This is a genomic window from Pseudomonas entomophila (assembly GCF_018417595.1).
GTDB lineage: Bacteria > Pseudomonadota > Gammaproteobacteria > Pseudomonadales > Pseudomonadaceae > Aquipseudomonas > Aquipseudomonas entomophila_C.
On record NZ_CP070982.1, the window covers coordinates 517,764 to 531,099 of the forward strand.

General features: G+C 56.9%; 24 protein-coding genes. All 24 read left to right on the top strand.

Annotated features, from left to right (window positions below; translation table 11 throughout):
* Positions 1-56 precede the first annotated feature (56 nt).
* The 24 genes from rpsL (at position 57) to rpmD (ending at position 13,335) form a co-directional block, all read left to right on the top strand.
* Positions 57-428, top strand: a complete 372-nt coding sequence (gene rpsL, locus JYG34_RS02255) for a 30S ribosomal protein S12 (RefSeq protein WP_003255492.1) — start codon at positions 57-59, stop codon at positions 426-428.
* 106 nt (positions 429-534) lie between these two features.
* Positions 535-1,005, top strand: a complete 471-nt coding sequence (rpsG, locus tag JYG34_RS02260) for a 30S ribosomal protein S7 (protein WP_003246741.1) — start codon at positions 535-537, stop codon at positions 1,003-1,005.
* Positions 1,006-1,035: 30 nt separating this feature from the next.
* Positions 1,036-3,183 carry an elongation factor G gene (fusA, locus tag JYG34_RS02265; protein ID WP_213659331.1) on the top strand — a complete coding sequence of 716 codons (2,148 nt, stop codon included), beginning with the start codon at positions 1,036-1,038 and terminating at the stop codon, positions 3,181-3,183.
* 27 nt (positions 3,184-3,210) lie between these two features.
* Positions 3,211-4,404: an elongation factor Tu gene (gene tuf, locus JYG34_RS02270; RefSeq protein ID WP_010951775.1), complete on the top strand. Its 1,194-nt coding sequence runs from the start codon at positions 3,211-3,213 to the stop codon at positions 4,402-4,404.
* Positions 4,405-4,545: 141 nt separating this feature from the next.
* Positions 4,546-4,857, top strand: a complete 312-nt coding sequence (gene rpsJ, locus JYG34_RS02275; RefSeq protein ID WP_003103876.1) for a 30S ribosomal protein S10 — start codon at positions 4,546-4,548, stop codon at positions 4,855-4,857.
* A gap of 80 nt (positions 4,858-4,937) precedes the next feature.
* Positions 4,938-5,573 (top strand): 50S ribosomal protein L3, encoded by a 636-nt coding sequence (gene rplC / locus JYG34_RS02280; RefSeq protein WP_011531887.1) that lies wholly within the window; start codon positions 4,938-4,940, stop codon positions 5,571-5,573.
* 12 nt (positions 5,574-5,585) lie between these two features.
* On the top strand, positions 5,586-6,188 hold the full coding sequence (gene rplD, locus JYG34_RS02285; protein WP_008089819.1) for a 50S ribosomal protein L4: 603 nt from the start codon (positions 5,586-5,588) through the stop codon (positions 6,186-6,188).
* Positions 6,185-6,484, top strand: coding sequence for a 50S ribosomal protein L23 (gene rplW, locus JYG34_RS02290; RefSeq protein ID WP_003255484.1), 300 nt, complete (start codon positions 6,185-6,187; stop codon positions 6,482-6,484). The genes rplD and rplW overlap by 4 nt, the downstream gene beginning before the upstream one ends.
* Positions 6,485-6,498: 14 nt before the next feature.
* Positions 6,499-7,323 (top strand): 50S ribosomal protein L2, encoded by an 825-nt coding sequence (gene rplB, locus JYG34_RS02295; protein ID WP_011531888.1) that lies wholly within the window; start codon positions 6,499-6,501, stop codon positions 7,321-7,323.
* 16 nt (positions 7,324-7,339) lie between these two features.
* A complete protein-coding gene (gene rpsS, locus JYG34_RS02300; protein WP_003255482.1) occupies positions 7,340-7,615 on the top strand; it encodes a 30S ribosomal protein S19 in 276 nt (91 codons plus the stop codon).
* A gap of 11 nt (positions 7,616-7,626) precedes the next feature.
* Positions 7,627-7,959: a 50S ribosomal protein L22 gene (rplV, locus tag JYG34_RS02305; protein WP_003103908.1), complete on the top strand. Its 333-nt coding sequence runs from the start codon at positions 7,627-7,629 to the stop codon at positions 7,957-7,959.
* A gap of 13 nt (positions 7,960-7,972) precedes the next feature.
* Positions 7,973-8,659, top strand: a complete 687-nt coding sequence (rpsC, locus tag JYG34_RS02310; RefSeq protein WP_003255481.1) for a 30S ribosomal protein S3 — start codon at positions 7,973-7,975, stop codon at positions 8,657-8,659.
* 12 nt (positions 8,660-8,671) lie between these two features.
* Complete coding sequence (rplP, locus tag JYG34_RS02315) at positions 8,672-9,085, top strand: 50S ribosomal protein L16 (RefSeq protein WP_009397508.1); 414 nt, start codon at positions 8,672-8,674, stop codon at positions 9,083-9,085.
* Positions 9,085-9,276, top strand: coding sequence for a 50S ribosomal protein L29 (gene rpmC, locus JYG34_RS02320; RefSeq protein ID WP_002555481.1), 192 nt, complete (start codon positions 9,085-9,087; stop codon positions 9,274-9,276). Before rplP ends, rpmC begins: the two co-directional genes overlap by 1 nt.
* A 2-nt stretch (positions 9,277-9,278) precedes the next feature.
* Positions 9,279-9,545, top strand: coding sequence for a 30S ribosomal protein S17 (gene rpsQ, locus JYG34_RS02325; RefSeq protein ID WP_008089812.1), 267 nt, complete (start codon positions 9,279-9,281; stop codon positions 9,543-9,545).
* 23 nt (positions 9,546-9,568) lie between these two features.
* Positions 9,569-9,937: a 50S ribosomal protein L14 gene (gene rplN, locus JYG34_RS02330; protein WP_008089810.1), complete on the top strand. Its 369-nt coding sequence runs from the start codon at positions 9,569-9,571 to the stop codon at positions 9,935-9,937.
* A gap of 11 nt (positions 9,938-9,948) precedes the next feature.
* A complete protein-coding gene (rplX, locus tag JYG34_RS02335; protein WP_003255476.1) occupies positions 9,949-10,263 on the top strand; it encodes a 50S ribosomal protein L24 in 315 nt (104 codons plus the stop codon).
* 20 nt (positions 10,264-10,283) lie between these two features.
* Entirely contained in the window at positions 10,284-10,823 is a 540-nt protein-coding gene (gene rplE / locus JYG34_RS02340; RefSeq protein WP_003257095.1) for a 50S ribosomal protein L5, read from the top strand.
* A 13-nt stretch (positions 10,824-10,836) separates the two neighbouring features.
* A complete protein-coding gene (rpsN, locus tag JYG34_RS02345) occupies positions 10,837-11,142 on the top strand; it encodes a 30S ribosomal protein S14 (RefSeq protein ID WP_011531890.1) in 306 nt (101 codons plus the stop codon).
* Between the two features lie 210 nt (positions 11,143-11,352).
* Entirely contained in the window at positions 11,353-11,745 is a 393-nt protein-coding gene (gene rpsH, locus JYG34_RS02350) for a 30S ribosomal protein S8 (protein ID WP_011531891.1), read from the top strand.
* 12 nt (positions 11,746-11,757) lie between these two features.
* Positions 11,758-12,291 carry a 50S ribosomal protein L6 gene (rplF, locus tag JYG34_RS02355; RefSeq protein WP_011531892.1) on the top strand — a complete coding sequence of 178 codons (534 nt, stop codon included), beginning with the start codon at positions 11,758-11,760 and terminating at the stop codon, positions 12,289-12,291.
* A 10-nt stretch (positions 12,292-12,301) separates the two neighbouring features.
* The gene (gene rplR, locus JYG34_RS02360; RefSeq protein WP_011531893.1) at positions 12,302-12,652 is read left to right on the top strand and encodes a 50S ribosomal protein L18; all 351 of its coding nucleotides are present in this window, start codon (positions 12,302-12,304) and stop codon (positions 12,650-12,652) included.
* A 3-nt stretch (positions 12,653-12,655) separates the two neighbouring features.
* Positions 12,656-13,156: a 30S ribosomal protein S5 gene (rpsE, locus tag JYG34_RS02365; RefSeq protein WP_011531894.1), complete on the top strand. Its 501-nt coding sequence runs from the start codon at positions 12,656-12,658 to the stop codon at positions 13,154-13,156.
* 2 nt (positions 13,157-13,158) lie between these two features.
* Positions 13,159-13,335, top strand: coding sequence for a 50S ribosomal protein L30 (gene rpmD / locus JYG34_RS02370; protein ID WP_011531895.1), 177 nt, complete (start codon positions 13,159-13,161; stop codon positions 13,333-13,335).
* Position 13,336 lies beyond the last annotated feature (1 nt).

Genomic DNA, 13,336 nt, shown 5'->3' on the forward strand with positions numbered 1-13,336 from the left:
ATTTTTGGCTTTCTTGCAAGACAATAGAGTCGCAAGACAATCAGTGGAGCTAGTAGATGGCAACTATCAACCAGCTGGTACGTCAGCCGCGTAAGCGTTCGGTCGAGAAGTCCGACGTTCCTGCGCTGCAGAACTGCCCGCAGCGTCGTGGCGTGTGCACCCGCGTGTACACCACCACGCCGAAAAAACCTAACTCGGCACTGCGTAAAGTATGCCGTGTGCGTCTGACCAACGGTTTCGAGGTTTCCTCGTACATCGGTGGTGAAGGCCACAACCTGCAAGAGCACAGCGTCGTTCTGATCCGTGGCGGCCGTGTAAAAGACTTGCCAGGTGTTCGTTACCACACCGTTCGCGGCTCTCTGGATACTTCGGGCGTCAAAGGCCGTAACCAGGGTCGTTCGAAGTACGGTACCAAGCGTCCGAAGTAATCGGTCGTTTGCAGACATCCATTTTTTTGAGTCGATAAGAGTAAGGTCGGGCGTAGGTCGAATGACCTGGTCCCGGGCTAACCTGAAGACCGTTTGAGGGCTTATCATGCCAAGACGTCGTGTAGCAGCAAAACGTGAGATCCTTGACGATCCGAAGTACGGATCCCAGATCCTCGCCAAGTTCATGAACCACGTGATGGAAAGCGGCAAGAAGGCCGTAGCCGAGCGCATCGTTTACGGTGCCCTGGATACCGTCAAAGCACGCAAGAACAGCGACCCCCTGGAAATCTTCGAGAAAGCTCTCGACGCCATCGCTCCGCTGGTCGAAGTAAAGTCCCGCCGTGTCGGCGGTGCCACTTACCAGGTCCCGGTTGAAGTTCGCCCATCCCGTCGTAACGCTCTGGCAATGCGCTGGCTCGTAGACTACGCCCGCAAGCGCGGCGAGAAGTCGATGGCTCTGCGCCTGGCTGGCGAGCTGCTGGATGCTGCTGAAGGCAAGGGTGCTGCAGTCAAGAAGCGTGAAGACGTTCACCGTATGGCTGAAGCCAACAAAGCGTTCTCGCACTACCGCTTCTAATTCAAGCATCAATCATTTTGCGAGGGCTTTATGGCTCGTACTACAGCAATTAACCGCTACCGTAACATCGGTATCTGCGCGCACGTTGACGCGGGCAAGACTACCACTACCGAGCGGATCCTGTTCTACACAGGTCTGAGCCACAAGATGGGCGAGGTGCACGACGGCGCCGCGACCACCGACTGGATGGTGCAGGAGCAGGAGCGCGGTATCACCATTACCTCCGCTGCCGTTACCACCTTCTGGAAAGGTTCCCGTGGTCAGTACGACAACTACCGCGTAAACGTCATCGATACCCCCGGCCACGTTGACTTCACCATTGAAGTAGAGCGTTCGCTGCGCGTACTCGACGGCGCGGTCGTTGTGTTCTGCGGTACCTCCGGCGTTGAGCCGCAGTCTGAAACCGTATGGCGTCAGGCCAACAAGTACGGCGTTCCACGTGTTGTCTACGTGAACAAGATGGACCGTGCCGGTGCCAACTTCCTGCGCGTTGTCGGTCAGATCAAGAATCGCCTGGGTCACACCCCGGTCCCGGTTCAGCTGGCTATCGGTGCAGAAGATGACTTCCAGGGTCAGGTTGACCTGATCAAGATGAAGGCCATCTACTGGAACGAAGACGACAAGGGCACCACCTACCGCGAGGAAGAAATTCCTGCCGAGCTGGTAGACCTGGCCAACGAATGGCGCAACAACATGGTCGAGGCTGCTGCCGAAGCCAGCGAAGAGCTGATGAACAAGTACCTTGAAGAAGGTGACCTGTCCGTCGAAGACATCAAGGCTGGTCTGCGCGCCCGTACCCTGGCGAGCGAGATCGTTCCTGCTGTCTGCGGTTCCTCGTTCAAGAACAAGGGCGTTCCCCTGGTTCTCGACGCCGTCATCGACTTCCTGCCAGCTCCGACCGAGATCCCGGCGATCAAGGGTATCCACCCTGACCTGATCGACGTGCCGAAGGACGAAGTCAAGCCTGAGCAGTTCGACGAGCGTCACGCTGACGACGACGAGCCGTTCTCGGCCCTGGCCTTCAAGATTGCCACCGACCCGTTCGTTGGTACTCTGACCTTTGTTCGCGTTTACTCGGGCTTCCTGACCTCCGGTGACTCCGTCATCAACTCGGTCAAGGGCAAGAAAGAGCGCGTTGGTCGTATGGTGCAGATGCACGCCAACCAGCGTGAAGAGATCAAAGAAGTACGCGCTGGCGACATCGCTGCTCTGATCGGCATGAAGGACGTCACCACCGGTGACACCCTGTGCAACGCCGACAAGCCGATCATCCTCGAGCGTATGGACTTCCCGGAGCCTGTGATTTCGCTCTCCGTAGAGCCGAAAACCAAGCAGGACCAGGAAAAGATGGGTATCGCACTGGGCAAGCTGGCCCAGGAAGACCCGTCGTTCCGCGTCAAGACCGACGAAGAAACCGGCCAGACCATCATCTCCGGTATGGGTGAGCTGCACCTGGACATCCTCGTTGACCGCATGAAGCGTGAATTCAACGTCGAAGCCAACATCGGTAAGCCTCAGGTTTCGTACCGCGAGAAGATCACCAAGTCCGGCGTCGAGATCGAAGGCAAGTTCGTTCGTCAGTCGGGTGGTCGTGGTCAGTTCGGTCACTGCTGGATCCGCTTCTCGGAGCCAGATCAGGACGACAAGGGCAACATCACCGAAGGTCTGGTGTTCAGTAACGCAGTCGTTGGCGGTGTGATTCCGAAGGAATACATCCCTGCCATCCAGAAAGGCATCGAAGAGCAGATGAAGAACGGCGTTGTTGCCGGCTATCCGCTTATCGGCCTGAAGGCTGAAGTATTCGACGGTTCGTACCACGACGTCGACTCCAACGAAATGGCGTTCAAGATCGCTGCTTCGATGGCAACCAAGCAACTGGCCCAGAAGGGCGGTGGCGTGGTCCTCGAGCCGATCATGAAGGTCGAAGTTGTAACCCCGGAAGACTACCTGGGTGACGTGATGGGTGACCTGAACCGTCGTCGTGGTCTGGTACAAGGTATGGATGAGTCGGTCTCCGGCCGCGTCGTCCGCGCTGAAGTTCCGCTCGGAGAAATGTTCGGTTACGCAACCGACGTTCGTTCCATGTCTCAGGGTCGCGCAAGCTACTCCATGGAATTCTCCAAATACGCCGAAGCTCCGTCGAACATCGTCGAAGCACTCGTTAAAAAACAAGGCTAATCCCCTTTAGGCAAGAGGTTCACTGTCGTGGCTAAAGAAAAATTTGATCGTTCCCTTCCCCACGTTAACGTCGGCACCATCGGCCACGTTGACCACGGTAAGACCACTCTGACCGCAGCTCTGACTCGCGTCTGCTCCGAAGTTTTCGGTTCGGCCGTCGTTGAGTTCGACAAGATCGACTCGGCTCCAGAAGAAAAAGCGCGCGGTATCACCATCAACACCGCTCACGTCGAGTACAACTCGAACATTCGTCACTACGCTCACGTTGACTGCCCAGGTCACGCTGACTACGTGAAGAACATGATCACCGGTGCTGCCCAGATGGACGGCGCGATCCTGGTTTGCTCGGCCGCCGATGGTCCGATGCCACAAACCCGTGAGCACATCCTGCTGTCCCGTCAGGTTGGCGTTCCGTACATCGTGGTCTTCCTGAACAAGGCTGACCTGGTAGACGACGCTGAGCTGCTGGAACTGGTCGAGATGGAAGTTCGCGACCTGCTGTCCACCTACGACTTCCCAGGCGACGACACTCCGATCATCATCGGTTCGGCTCGTATGGCCCTGGAAGGCAAAGACGACAACGAAATGGGCACTACCGCTGTCAAGAAGCTGGTAGAAACTCTGGATGCCTACATCCCTGAGCCAGTTCGTGCCATCGACCAGCCGTTCCTGATGCCGATCGAAGACGTATTCTCGATCTCGGGTCGTGGTACCGTTGTTACCGGCCGTATCGAGCGTGGTATCGTCCGCGTTCAGGATCCGCTGGAAATCGTTGGTCTGCGTGACACCACCACCACCACCTGCACCGGCGTTGAGATGTTCCGCAAGCTGCTGGACGAAGGTCGTGCTGGCGAGAACTGCGGCGTCCTGCTGCGTGGTACCAAGCGTGACGACGTTGAGCGTGGCCAGGTTCTGGTCAAGCCAGGTTCGGTCAAGCCGCACACCAAGTTCACCGCAGAAGTCTACGTCCTGTCGAAGGAAGAAGGCGGCCGTCACACTCCGTTCTTCAAAGGCTACCGTCCTCAGTTCTACTTCCGTACCACTGACGTGACCGGTAACTGCGAACTGCCGGAAGGCGTTGAGATGGTAATGCCAGGTGACAACATTCAGATGACTGTCACCCTGATCAAGACCATCGCAATGGAAGACGGTCTGCGCTTCGCCATCCGTGAAGGCGGTCGTACCGTCGGCGCCGGCGTCGTAGCCAAAATCATCGAGTAATCACTCGATCGGTTGAAAAAACCCCCGCTCAGCGGGGGTTTTTTTTATTGGGTTGACACTAAATTGGGGCGTCTATAGAATCACGCCTCCTTTTAACGGGCGTAGTGCGCCCGATGGGAACAGCCTGGAGTCTGAAATCCAATGCAAAATCAGCAAATCCGTATCAGGTTGAAGGCTTTCGACCATCGCCTGATCGACCAATCCACCCAGGAAATCGTGGAAACCGCGAAACGTACTGGTGCACAAGTGCGTGGTCCAATTCCACTGCCAACCCGCAAAGAGCGTTTCACCGTTCTGATCTCCCCGCACGTCAACAAAGACGCGCGTGATCAGTACGAGATTCGCACTCATAAGCGTGTTCTGGACATCGTCCAGCCAACGGATAAAACCGTTGATGCGCTGATGAAGCTTGATCTCGCGGCAGGCGTGGAAGTGCAGATCAGCCTCGGCTAAGACTCCGGTCTGGTCGTGTAACGCTCTGAAATGGGCGGCCATAGCGGGTGAAAGCCCCGTACACTCATGAGGTTTACAACATGACTATTGGTGTAGTCGGTCGAAAAGCGGGCATGACCCGTATTTTCACCGAAGAAGGTGTCTCCATTCCGGTCACGGTCATCGAGATCGAGCCGAATCGCGTCACCCAGTTCAAAACTGAAGAAACCGATGGCTACCGTGCAGTGCAAGTCACTGTCGGCGAGCGTCGTGCTTCGCGTGTGACTGCCGCTCAGGCAGGCCACTTCGCCAAGGCTAACGTTGCCGCTGGTCGCGGTGTCTGGGAGTTCCGTCTTGAAGAAGGCGATTTCCAGGCTGGCGATCTGATCAAAGCTGAACTCTTCACTGCAGGCCAGCTGGTAGACGTAACCGGTCAGTCCAAAGGTAAAGGCTTCGCCGGTACCATCAAGCGTTGGAACTTCCGTGGTCAGGATAACACCCACGGTAACTCCGTATCGCACCGTGTCCCTGGCTCCATCGGCCAGTGCCAGACTCCTGGTCGTGTATTCAAGGGCAAGAAAATGTCCGGTCACATGGGCGCCGAGCGCGTGACTGTTCAGTCCCTGGAAGTAGTACGCGTAGACGCTGAGCGCAACCTGCTGCTGATCAAGGGTGCCGTCCCAGGCGCTACTGGCGGCGACGTGGTCGTGCGTCCGGCTGTCAAGGCTCGCGGTTAAGGGGAAACTGACATGCAACTTAATGTAAATGACGCTCAGGCGATCGAAGTTTCCGAACTGACCTTCGGTGGCGAATTCAACGAGACGCTGGTACACCAAGCAGTCGTGGCCTACATGGCCGGCGGCCGTCAGGGCACCAAGCAGCAGAAGACCCGTTCTGACGTAGCCGGTGGCGGTAAGCGCCCATGGCGTCAGAAAGGTACTGGCCGCGCTCGTGCCGGTACTACCCGTGGTCCGATCTGGCGTGGCGGTGGTGTAACCTTCGCAGCTCGTCCTCAAGATCACTCGCAGAAGCTCAACAAGAAGATGTACCGCGCAGCCCTGCGCTCCATCCTCGCCGAGCTGGTGCGTAGCGACCGTCTGGTCGTGGTTCAGGACTTCGCTGTTGAAGCGCCGAAAACCAAAGATCTGCTGAACAAGCTGAACGGCATGGGTCTGAACGACGTTCTGATCGTTTCCGACGCTGTTGATCAGAACCTGTACCTGGCTGCTCGCAACCTGCCGCACGTCGATGTACGTGACGTTCAAGGTTCCGACCCGGTCAGTCTGATCGCATACGAGAAAGTGTTGATCACTGTCTCGGCCGTGAAGAAATTCGAGGAGCTGCTGGGATGAACCAGGAACGCGTATTCAAAGTCCTCCTTGGCCCGCACGTTTCCGAGAAGGCTACCGTTCTGGCTGAGAAAAAAGGCCAGTTCGTATTCAAGGTTGCTACCGATGCAACCAAGCTGGAAATCAAGAAAGCTGTCGAAGGCCTGTTCAACGTAAAAGTTGAAAACGTGTCGACTGTTAACGTTCTGGGTAAAACCAAGCGTACCGCACGTGGTCTGGGCAAGCGTAATGACTGGAAGAAGGCGATCGTCTCCCTTCAGCCAGGCCAAGATCTCGATTTCAGCAGCAGTGCTGAGTAAGGAAGGGGTGCATCATGGCAATCGTTAAATGCAAACCGACTTCCCCTGGCCGCCGTTTTGTGGTCAAGGTGGTCAACAAGGAGCTGCACAAAGGCGCTCCTCACGCACCGCTGATCGAGAAAAAATCGAAGTCTGGTGGTCGTAACAACAATGGCCGCATCACCACTCGTCACGTTGGTGGTGGTCATAAGCAGCATTACCGTCTGGTCGACTTCCGTCGCAACGACAAAGATGGCATTCCAGCCACTGTCGAGCGTATCGAATACGACCCGAACCGTACTGCTCACATCGCCCTGCTGTGCTACGCAGACGGTGAGCGTCGCTACATCATCGCCCCTAAAGGCGTGAGCGCTGGCGACCAGCTGATCGCAGGTGCACTGGCCCCAATCAAGGCCGGTAACTCCCTGCAGCTGCGCAACATCCCAGTAGGTAGCACCGTTCACGGCATCGAACTGAAGCCGGGTAAAGGTGCTCAGATCGCTCGTTCCGCTGGTGCTTCCGCTCAGCTGATCGCGCGTGAAGGCGTCTACGTGACTCTGCGTCTTCGCTCTGGCGAAATGCGTAAAGTACTGGCTGAGTGCCGTGCGACCCTGGGCGAAGTCTCGAACTCCGAGCACAGCCTGCGTTCGCTGGGTAAAGCGGGTGCCAAACGCTGGCGCGGCGTTCGCCCAACCGTTCGTGGCGTTGCCATGAACCCGGTTGACCACCCGCATGGTGGTGGTGAAGGTCGTACCTCCGGTGGTCGTCATCCGGTATCGCCATGGGGCTTCCCAACCAAGGGTGCTAAAACCCGCGGTAATAAGCGTACCGACAACATGATCGTCCGTCGTCGCAAGTAACTAGAGGGATACGACAGTGCCACGTTCTCTGAAAAAAGGTCCTTTTATCGATCTTCACCTGCTGAAGAAGGTCGAAGTGGCGGTGGAGAAGAACGATCGCAAGCCAGTTAAAACCTGGTCGCGCCGTTCGATGATCCTGCCACAAATGGTCGGTCTGACCATCGCGGTACACAACGGTCGCCAACACGTCCCAGTTCTCGTGAACGAAGACATGGTCGGCCACAAACTGGGCGAGTTCGCCGGTACCCGCACCTACCGCGGGCACGTGGCTGACAAGAAAGCCAAGCGTTAAGGGGTAAGGAAATGGAAGTAGCCGCTAAGTTGTCGGGCGCTCGCATCTCCGCCCAGAAAGCCCGCTTGGTCGCCGACCAGATCCGCGGGAAGAAGGTGGGCGAAGCGCTCAACCTGTTGGCCTTCAGCAGCAAAAAAGCCGCTGAAATCATGAAGAAAGTCCTCGAGTCGGCCGTTGCCAACGCCGAACACAACGAAGGCGCTGACGTTGATGACCTGAAGGTCTCCACCGTCTTCGTCAACGAAGGGCGTTCGCTGAAGCGCATCATGCCACGTGCCAAAGGCCGTGCTGATCGCATCGTCAAGCGGTCTTGCCATATCACTGTCAAGGTTGCGGACAAGTAACGGAGTCGATCAGATGGGTCAGAAAGTACATCCCACTGGCATTCGCCTGGGAATCGTCAAGGAGCACACCTCCGTCTGGTATGCAGACGGCGCTACTTACGCAGATTACCTGTTGAAGGATCTGAAAACGCGTGAGTACCTCCAAGACAAACTAAAAAGCGCGTCCGTAAGCCGTATCGATATTCATCGTCCGGCTCAAACTGCACGCATCACCATCCACACCGCTCGTCCCGGTATCGTTATCGGCAAGAAAGGTGAAGATGTTGAGAAACTGCGTCAGGACCTGACCAAGCAGATGGGTGTGCCTGTGCACATCAACATCGAAGAGATCCGCAAGCCGGAACTCGACGCCATGCTGGTTGCTCAGAGCGTTGCCCAGCAGCTGGAGCGCCGCGTTATGTTCCGTCGCGCCATGAAGCGCGCCGTACAGAACGCCATGCGTATTGGTGCCAAAGGCATCAAGATCCAAGTGAGCGGTCGTCTCGGCGGTGCCGAGATCGCACGTACCGAGTGGTATCGCGAAGGTCGTGTGCCTCTGCACACCCTGCGTGCCGATATCGACTACAACACCTACGAAGCTCACACCACCTACGGTGTGATCGGTGTGAAGGTTTGGATCTTCAAAGGCGAAGTGATTGGTGGTCGCCAGGAAGAGCTGAAGCCTCAAGCACCAGCGCCTCGTAAAAAAGCTGCTAAGTAAGGGGTACGCCAAATGTTGCAACCAAAGCGTACAAAATTCCGCAAGCAGATGACTGGCCACAACCGTGGTCTGGCACTGCGCGGTAGCAAGGTCAGCTTCGGCGAATTCGCTCTGAAAGCTGTCGCTCGCGGTCGTCTCACCGCTCGCCAGATCGAGTCGGCACGTCGTGCCCTGACCCGTCACGTAAAACGTGGCGGCAAGATCTGGATCCGTGTGTTCCCGGACAAGCCGGTTACCAAGAAGCCTCTCGAAGTGCGGATGGGTAAAGGTAAGGGTTCCGTGGAATACTGGGTTGCCCAGATCCAGCCAGGCAAAGTCCTGTACGAGATCGAGGGTGTTTCTGAAGAGCTGGCGCGCGAAGCTTTCGCCCTGGCTGCTGCAAAGCTGCCTCTCGCCACCTCCTTTGTTAAGCGGACGGTGATGTGATGAAAGCGAATGAACTTCGTGAAAAATCGGCACAGCAACTGAATGAGCAACTGCTCGGCTTGCTGCGCGACCAGTTCAATCTGCGCATGCAGAAAGCAACTGGCCAGTTGGGGCAGTCGCACCTGCTCTCGCAAGTTAAGCGTGACATCGCTCGCGTGAAAACTGTGCTCAACCAGCAGGCAGGTAAGTGATCATGGCTGAAGCTGAAAAAACCGTCCGTACGCTGACTGGCCGTGTCGTCAGCGACAAAATGGACAAGACCATCACCGTTCTGATCGAGCGTCGCGTCAAGCACCCGATCTACGGTAAATACGTTAAGCGTTCGACTAAGCTGCACGCGCACGACGAATCCAACCAGTGCAAGATCGGCGACAAGGTTTCCATCCGTGAAACCCGTCCGCTGGCCAAGACCAAGTCCTGGGCACTGGTTGAAGTCCTCGAACGCGCTGTTGAAGTCTAAGGGCTAGGGGTCGGAGAAATTTTATGATTCAGACTCAATCCATGCTCGATGTGGCCGATAACAGCGGCGCTCGTCGCGTCATGTGCATCAAGGTGCTCGGCGGTTCCCACCGCCGTTACGCCGGCATCGGTGACATCATCAAGGTTACCGTCAAGGAAGCAATTCCGCGCGGTAAGGTCAAAAAAGGCCAAGTGATGACTGCTGTTGTCGTCCGTACCCGTCACGGTGTACGTCGCGCTGACGGTTCCATCATTCGTTTCGACGGCAACGCTGCTGTTCTGCTGAACACCAAGCAAGAGCCGATCGGCACTCGCATCTTCGGGCCAGTGACCCGTGAACTTCGTACCGAGAAGTTCATGAAGATCGTCTCGCTCGCCCCTGAAGTGCTCTAAGGAGATCCGACATGCAAAAGATTCGTCGTGACGACGAGATCATCGTGATCGCCGGCAAAGACAAAGGTAAGCGCGGTAAGGTGCTGAAGGTTCTGGCTGATGACCGTCTGGTCATCGGTGGTGTGAACCTGGTCAAGCGTCATACCAAGCCTAACCCGATGGCGGGCGTCCAGGGCGGTATCGTCGAGAAAGAAGCGCCTCTGCACGCTTCCAACGTTGCCATCTTCAACGGTGAAACCAACAAGGCTGACCGCGTTGGTTTCAAAGTAGAAGACGGTAAGAAAATTCGTGTCTTCAAGTCGACCCAAAAAGCGGTTGATGCTTGAACACTGCTAGGTAGAAGACCATGGCACGACTGAAAGAGATTTACCGGAACGAAATCGCTCCTAAGCTTAAGGAAGAACTTAAGCTGTCGAACGTGATGGAAGTTCCGCGCGTTACCAAGATCACCCTGAACATGGGTCTGGGCGAAGCGATCGGCGACAAAAAAGTCATCGAGCACGCTGTTGCTGACCTGGAAAAGATCACCGGTCAAAAGCCGGTCGTGACTTTCGCTCGTAAATCCATCGCGGGCTTCAAAGTCCGTGAAGGCTGGCCGATCGGCGTCAAGGTGACCCTGCGTCGCGACAAGATGTACGAATTCCTGGACCGCCTGCTGGCGATCTCCCTGCCTCGGGTTCGCGACTTCCGCGGCCTGAATGCCAAGTCCTTCGATGGCCGTGGCAACTACAGCATGGGCGTGAAAGAGCAGATCATCTTCCCGGAAATCGACTACGACAAGATCGATGCTCTGCGCGGTTTGGACATCACCCTGACCACCACTGCTCGTTCGGACGACGAAGGCCGCGCTCTGCTGCGTGCATTCAAGTTCCCGTTCCGCAACTGATTGGAGTAGGAAAATGGCCAAGAAGAGCATGAAGAACCGCGAGCTGAAGCGTCAGCTCACGGTAGCCAAGTTCGCTAAGAAGCGTGCTGAGCTGAAAGCGACCATCGTCAACCTGAACGCCTCTCCAGAAGAGCGTTTCGCTGCCGTTGTCGCCCTGCAGAAGCAACCTCGTGACGCCAGCGCCTCGCGCCTGCGTAACCGTTGCCGCCTGACCGGTCGTCCGCACGGCGTGTACCGCAAGTTCGGCCTCGGCCGTAACAAGCTGCGCGAAGCCGCCATGCGTGGTGACGTGCCAGGTCTGGTCAAGGCCAGCTGGTAACACCAGTTGGCGTGACCACCGGCGGAAGGGGAGTGATCTTCCGACCGCCGGTGACCTCGCAATGAAACAAGCCCCTATATGGGGCTTGTTTCGTTTCTGCCTTGTGTCTAGAATGACCGGCTCACCCGAGCCTGGGTTTTTTGCCCTGCGCGCTCGGGTGGTTGTGATAGCCGCAAGGCTAATAATTCTTGTATCAGGAGCATCTAGCCCATGAGTATGCAGGACCCGTTAGCGGACATGCTAACTCGCATCCGTAATGCCCAGATGGCTGAAAAGTCTGTCGTAAGCATGCCTTCCTCCACCCTGAAGGTCGCGGTTGCCAAAGTACTGAAAGACGAAGGTTACATCGCCGGCTACGAAGTCACTGGCGAAGCCAAGCCTTCTCTGTCGATCGAACTGAAGTACTTCGAAGGCCGTCCGGTCATCGAGGAACTGAAGCGTTCCAGCCGTCCTGGTCTGCGCCAGTACAAGGCCGTCTCCGAGCTGCCGAAAGTACGTGGCGGCCTGGGCGTGTCTATCGTCTCCACCAACAAAGGTGTGATGACTGACCGCGCTGCGCGCGCTGCCGGTGTCGGCGGCGAAGTTCTGTGCACAGTGTTCTAAGGGGAGATAGGCATGTCTCGCGTCGCTAAGAACCCCGTTAAGCTGCCAGCAGGCGTCGAAGTCAAATTCGCCGGTCAGCAGCTTTCGGTGAAGGGTGCCAAGGGCACTCTCGAACTGAACGTTCACTCGTCTGTTGAAGTTACCGAAGAAGCTGGTGAGCTGCGTTTCTCCGCTCGCAACGGTGACCAGCAAGCTCGCGCCATGGCCGGTACCACCCGCGCCCTGGTGAACAACATGGTCCAGGGCGTAAGCCAAGGCTTCGAGCGCAAGCTCCAGCTGGTCGGTGTTGGTTACAAGGCACAGGCCAAAGGCACCGTCCTGAACCTGGCTCTGGGCTTCTCGCATCCAGTGGATTACGAACTGCCAGCCGGTATCACCGCTGAAACCCCAAGCCAGACCGACATCCTGATCAAGGGTATCGACAAGCAGCTGGTAGGTCAGGTGGCCGCTGAAGTCCGCGGTTTCCGTCCGCCAGAGCCTTACAAGGGCAAGGGTGTGCGTTACGCGGACGAAGTAGTCCGTCGTAAAGAAGCCAAGAAGAAGTAGGGCCTAGCAAATGACCGACAAAAAAGTTACTCGACTGCGTCGCGCTCGCAAAGCACGCCTGAAAATGCACGAGCTCGAAGCCGTGCGTCTGTGCGTGTTCCGCTCCTCGCAGCACATCTACGCCCAGGTCATTTCGGCCGACGGCAGCAAGGTTCTGGCAAGCGCCTCGACCTTGGACAAAGAACTGCGTGATGGCGCCACCGGCAACATCGACGCGGCCACTAAGGTTGGCAAGCTGGTAGCTGAGCGTGCGAAAGCCGCCGGTGTATCTCAAGTTGCCTTTGACCGTTCCGGCTTCAAGTACCATGGCCGCGTCAAAGCGCTGGCTGATGCTGCTCGTGAAGGCGGGCTGGAGTTCTAAGTTATGGCAAATAACGATCAAAAGCGCGACGAAGGCTACATCGAGAAGCTGGTTCAAGTTAACCGCGTAGCCAAAACCGTAAAAGGCGGCCGTATCTTCACCTTCACCGCGCTGACCGTGGTAGGTGATGGCAAGGGCCGTGTTGGCTTCGGCCGTGGCAAATCGCGCGAAGTACCAGCCGCGATCCAGAAAGCCATGGAAGCTGCCCGTCGCAACATGATTCAGGTAGACCTGAAAGGCACCACCCTGCAGTACGCCACCAAGGCCGCCCACGGCGCCTCGAAGGTCTACATGCAGCCTGCCTCGGAAGGTACCGGTATCATCGCCGGTGGCGCAATGCGTGCCGTCCTGGAAGTTGCTGGTGTTCAGAACGTCCTGGCCAAGTGCTACGGTTCGACCAACCCGGTGAACGTGGTTCACGCCACCTTCAAGGGTCTGAAAGCCATGCAATCCCCTGAGTCCATTGCTGCCAAGCGCGGCAAGACTGTCGAGGAGATCTTCTGATCATGGCAACCGTAAAAGTAACGCTGATCAAGAGCGTCTCGGGCCGTATCCCTAACCACAAGCTGTGCGTTAAGGGTCTGGGTCTGCGTCGCATCGGTCACACTGTAGAAGTCCAGGATACTCCCGAGAACCGCGGGATGATCAACAAGGCCTACTACATGCTGAAGGTCGAGGGCTAAT

Bases quoted from the DNA above. Each gene is read 5' to 3' on its own strand.
- rpsL (WP_003255492.1), top strand. From the start codon at position 57: ATGGCAACTATCAACCAGCTGGTACGTCAGCCGCGTAAGCGTTCGGTC.
- rpsG (WP_003246741.1), top strand. From the start codon at position 535: ATGCCAAGACGTCGTGTAGCAGCAAAACGTGAGATCCTTGACGATCCG.
- fusA (WP_213659331.1), top strand. From the start codon at position 1,036: ATGGCTCGTACTACAGCAATTAACCGCTACCGTAACATCGGTATCTGC.
- rpsJ (WP_003103876.1), top strand. From the start codon at position 4,546: ATGCAAAATCAGCAAATCCGTATCAGGTTGAAGGCTTTCGACCATCGC.
- rplC (WP_011531887.1), top strand. From the start codon at position 4,938: ATGACTATTGGTGTAGTCGGTCGAAAAGCGGGCATGACCCGTATTTTC.
- rplD (WP_008089819.1), top strand. From the start codon at position 5,586: ATGCAACTTAATGTAAATGACGCTCAGGCGATCGAAGTTTCCGAACTG.
- rplW (WP_003255484.1), top strand. From the start codon at position 6,185: ATGAACCAGGAACGCGTATTCAAAGTCCTCCTTGGCCCGCACGTTTCC.
- rplB (WP_011531888.1), top strand. From the start codon at position 6,499: ATGGCAATCGTTAAATGCAAACCGACTTCCCCTGGCCGCCGTTTTGTG.
- rplV (WP_003103908.1), top strand. From the start codon at position 7,627: ATGGAAGTAGCCGCTAAGTTGTCGGGCGCTCGCATCTCCGCCCAGAAA.
- rpsC (WP_003255481.1), top strand. From the start codon at position 7,973: ATGGGTCAGAAAGTACATCCCACTGGCATTCGCCTGGGAATCGTCAAG.
- rplP (WP_009397508.1), top strand. From the start codon at position 8,672: ATGTTGCAACCAAAGCGTACAAAATTCCGCAAGCAGATGACTGGCCAC.
- rpmC (WP_002555481.1), top strand. From the start codon at position 9,085: ATGAAAGCGAATGAACTTCGTGAAAAATCGGCACAGCAACTGAATGAG.
- rpsQ (WP_008089812.1), top strand. From the start codon at position 9,279: ATGGCTGAAGCTGAAAAAACCGTCCGTACGCTGACTGGCCGTGTCGTC.
- rplN (WP_008089810.1), top strand. From the start codon at position 9,569: ATGATTCAGACTCAATCCATGCTCGATGTGGCCGATAACAGCGGCGCT.
- rplX (WP_003255476.1), top strand. From the start codon at position 9,949: ATGCAAAAGATTCGTCGTGACGACGAGATCATCGTGATCGCCGGCAAA.
- rplE (WP_003257095.1), top strand. From the start codon at position 10,284: ATGGCACGACTGAAAGAGATTTACCGGAACGAAATCGCTCCTAAGCTT.
- rpsN (WP_011531890.1), top strand. From the start codon at position 10,837: ATGGCCAAGAAGAGCATGAAGAACCGCGAGCTGAAGCGTCAGCTCACG.
- rpsH (WP_011531891.1), top strand. From the start codon at position 11,353: ATGAGTATGCAGGACCCGTTAGCGGACATGCTAACTCGCATCCGTAAT.
- rplF (WP_011531892.1), top strand. From the start codon at position 11,758: ATGTCTCGCGTCGCTAAGAACCCCGTTAAGCTGCCAGCAGGCGTCGAA.
- rplR (WP_011531893.1), top strand. From the start codon at position 12,302: ATGACCGACAAAAAAGTTACTCGACTGCGTCGCGCTCGCAAAGCACGC.
- rpsE (WP_011531894.1), top strand. From the start codon at position 12,656: ATGGCAAATAACGATCAAAAGCGCGACGAAGGCTACATCGAGAAGCTG.
- rpmD (WP_011531895.1), top strand. From the start codon at position 13,159: ATGGCAACCGTAAAAGTAACGCTGATCAAGAGCGTCTCGGGCCGTATC.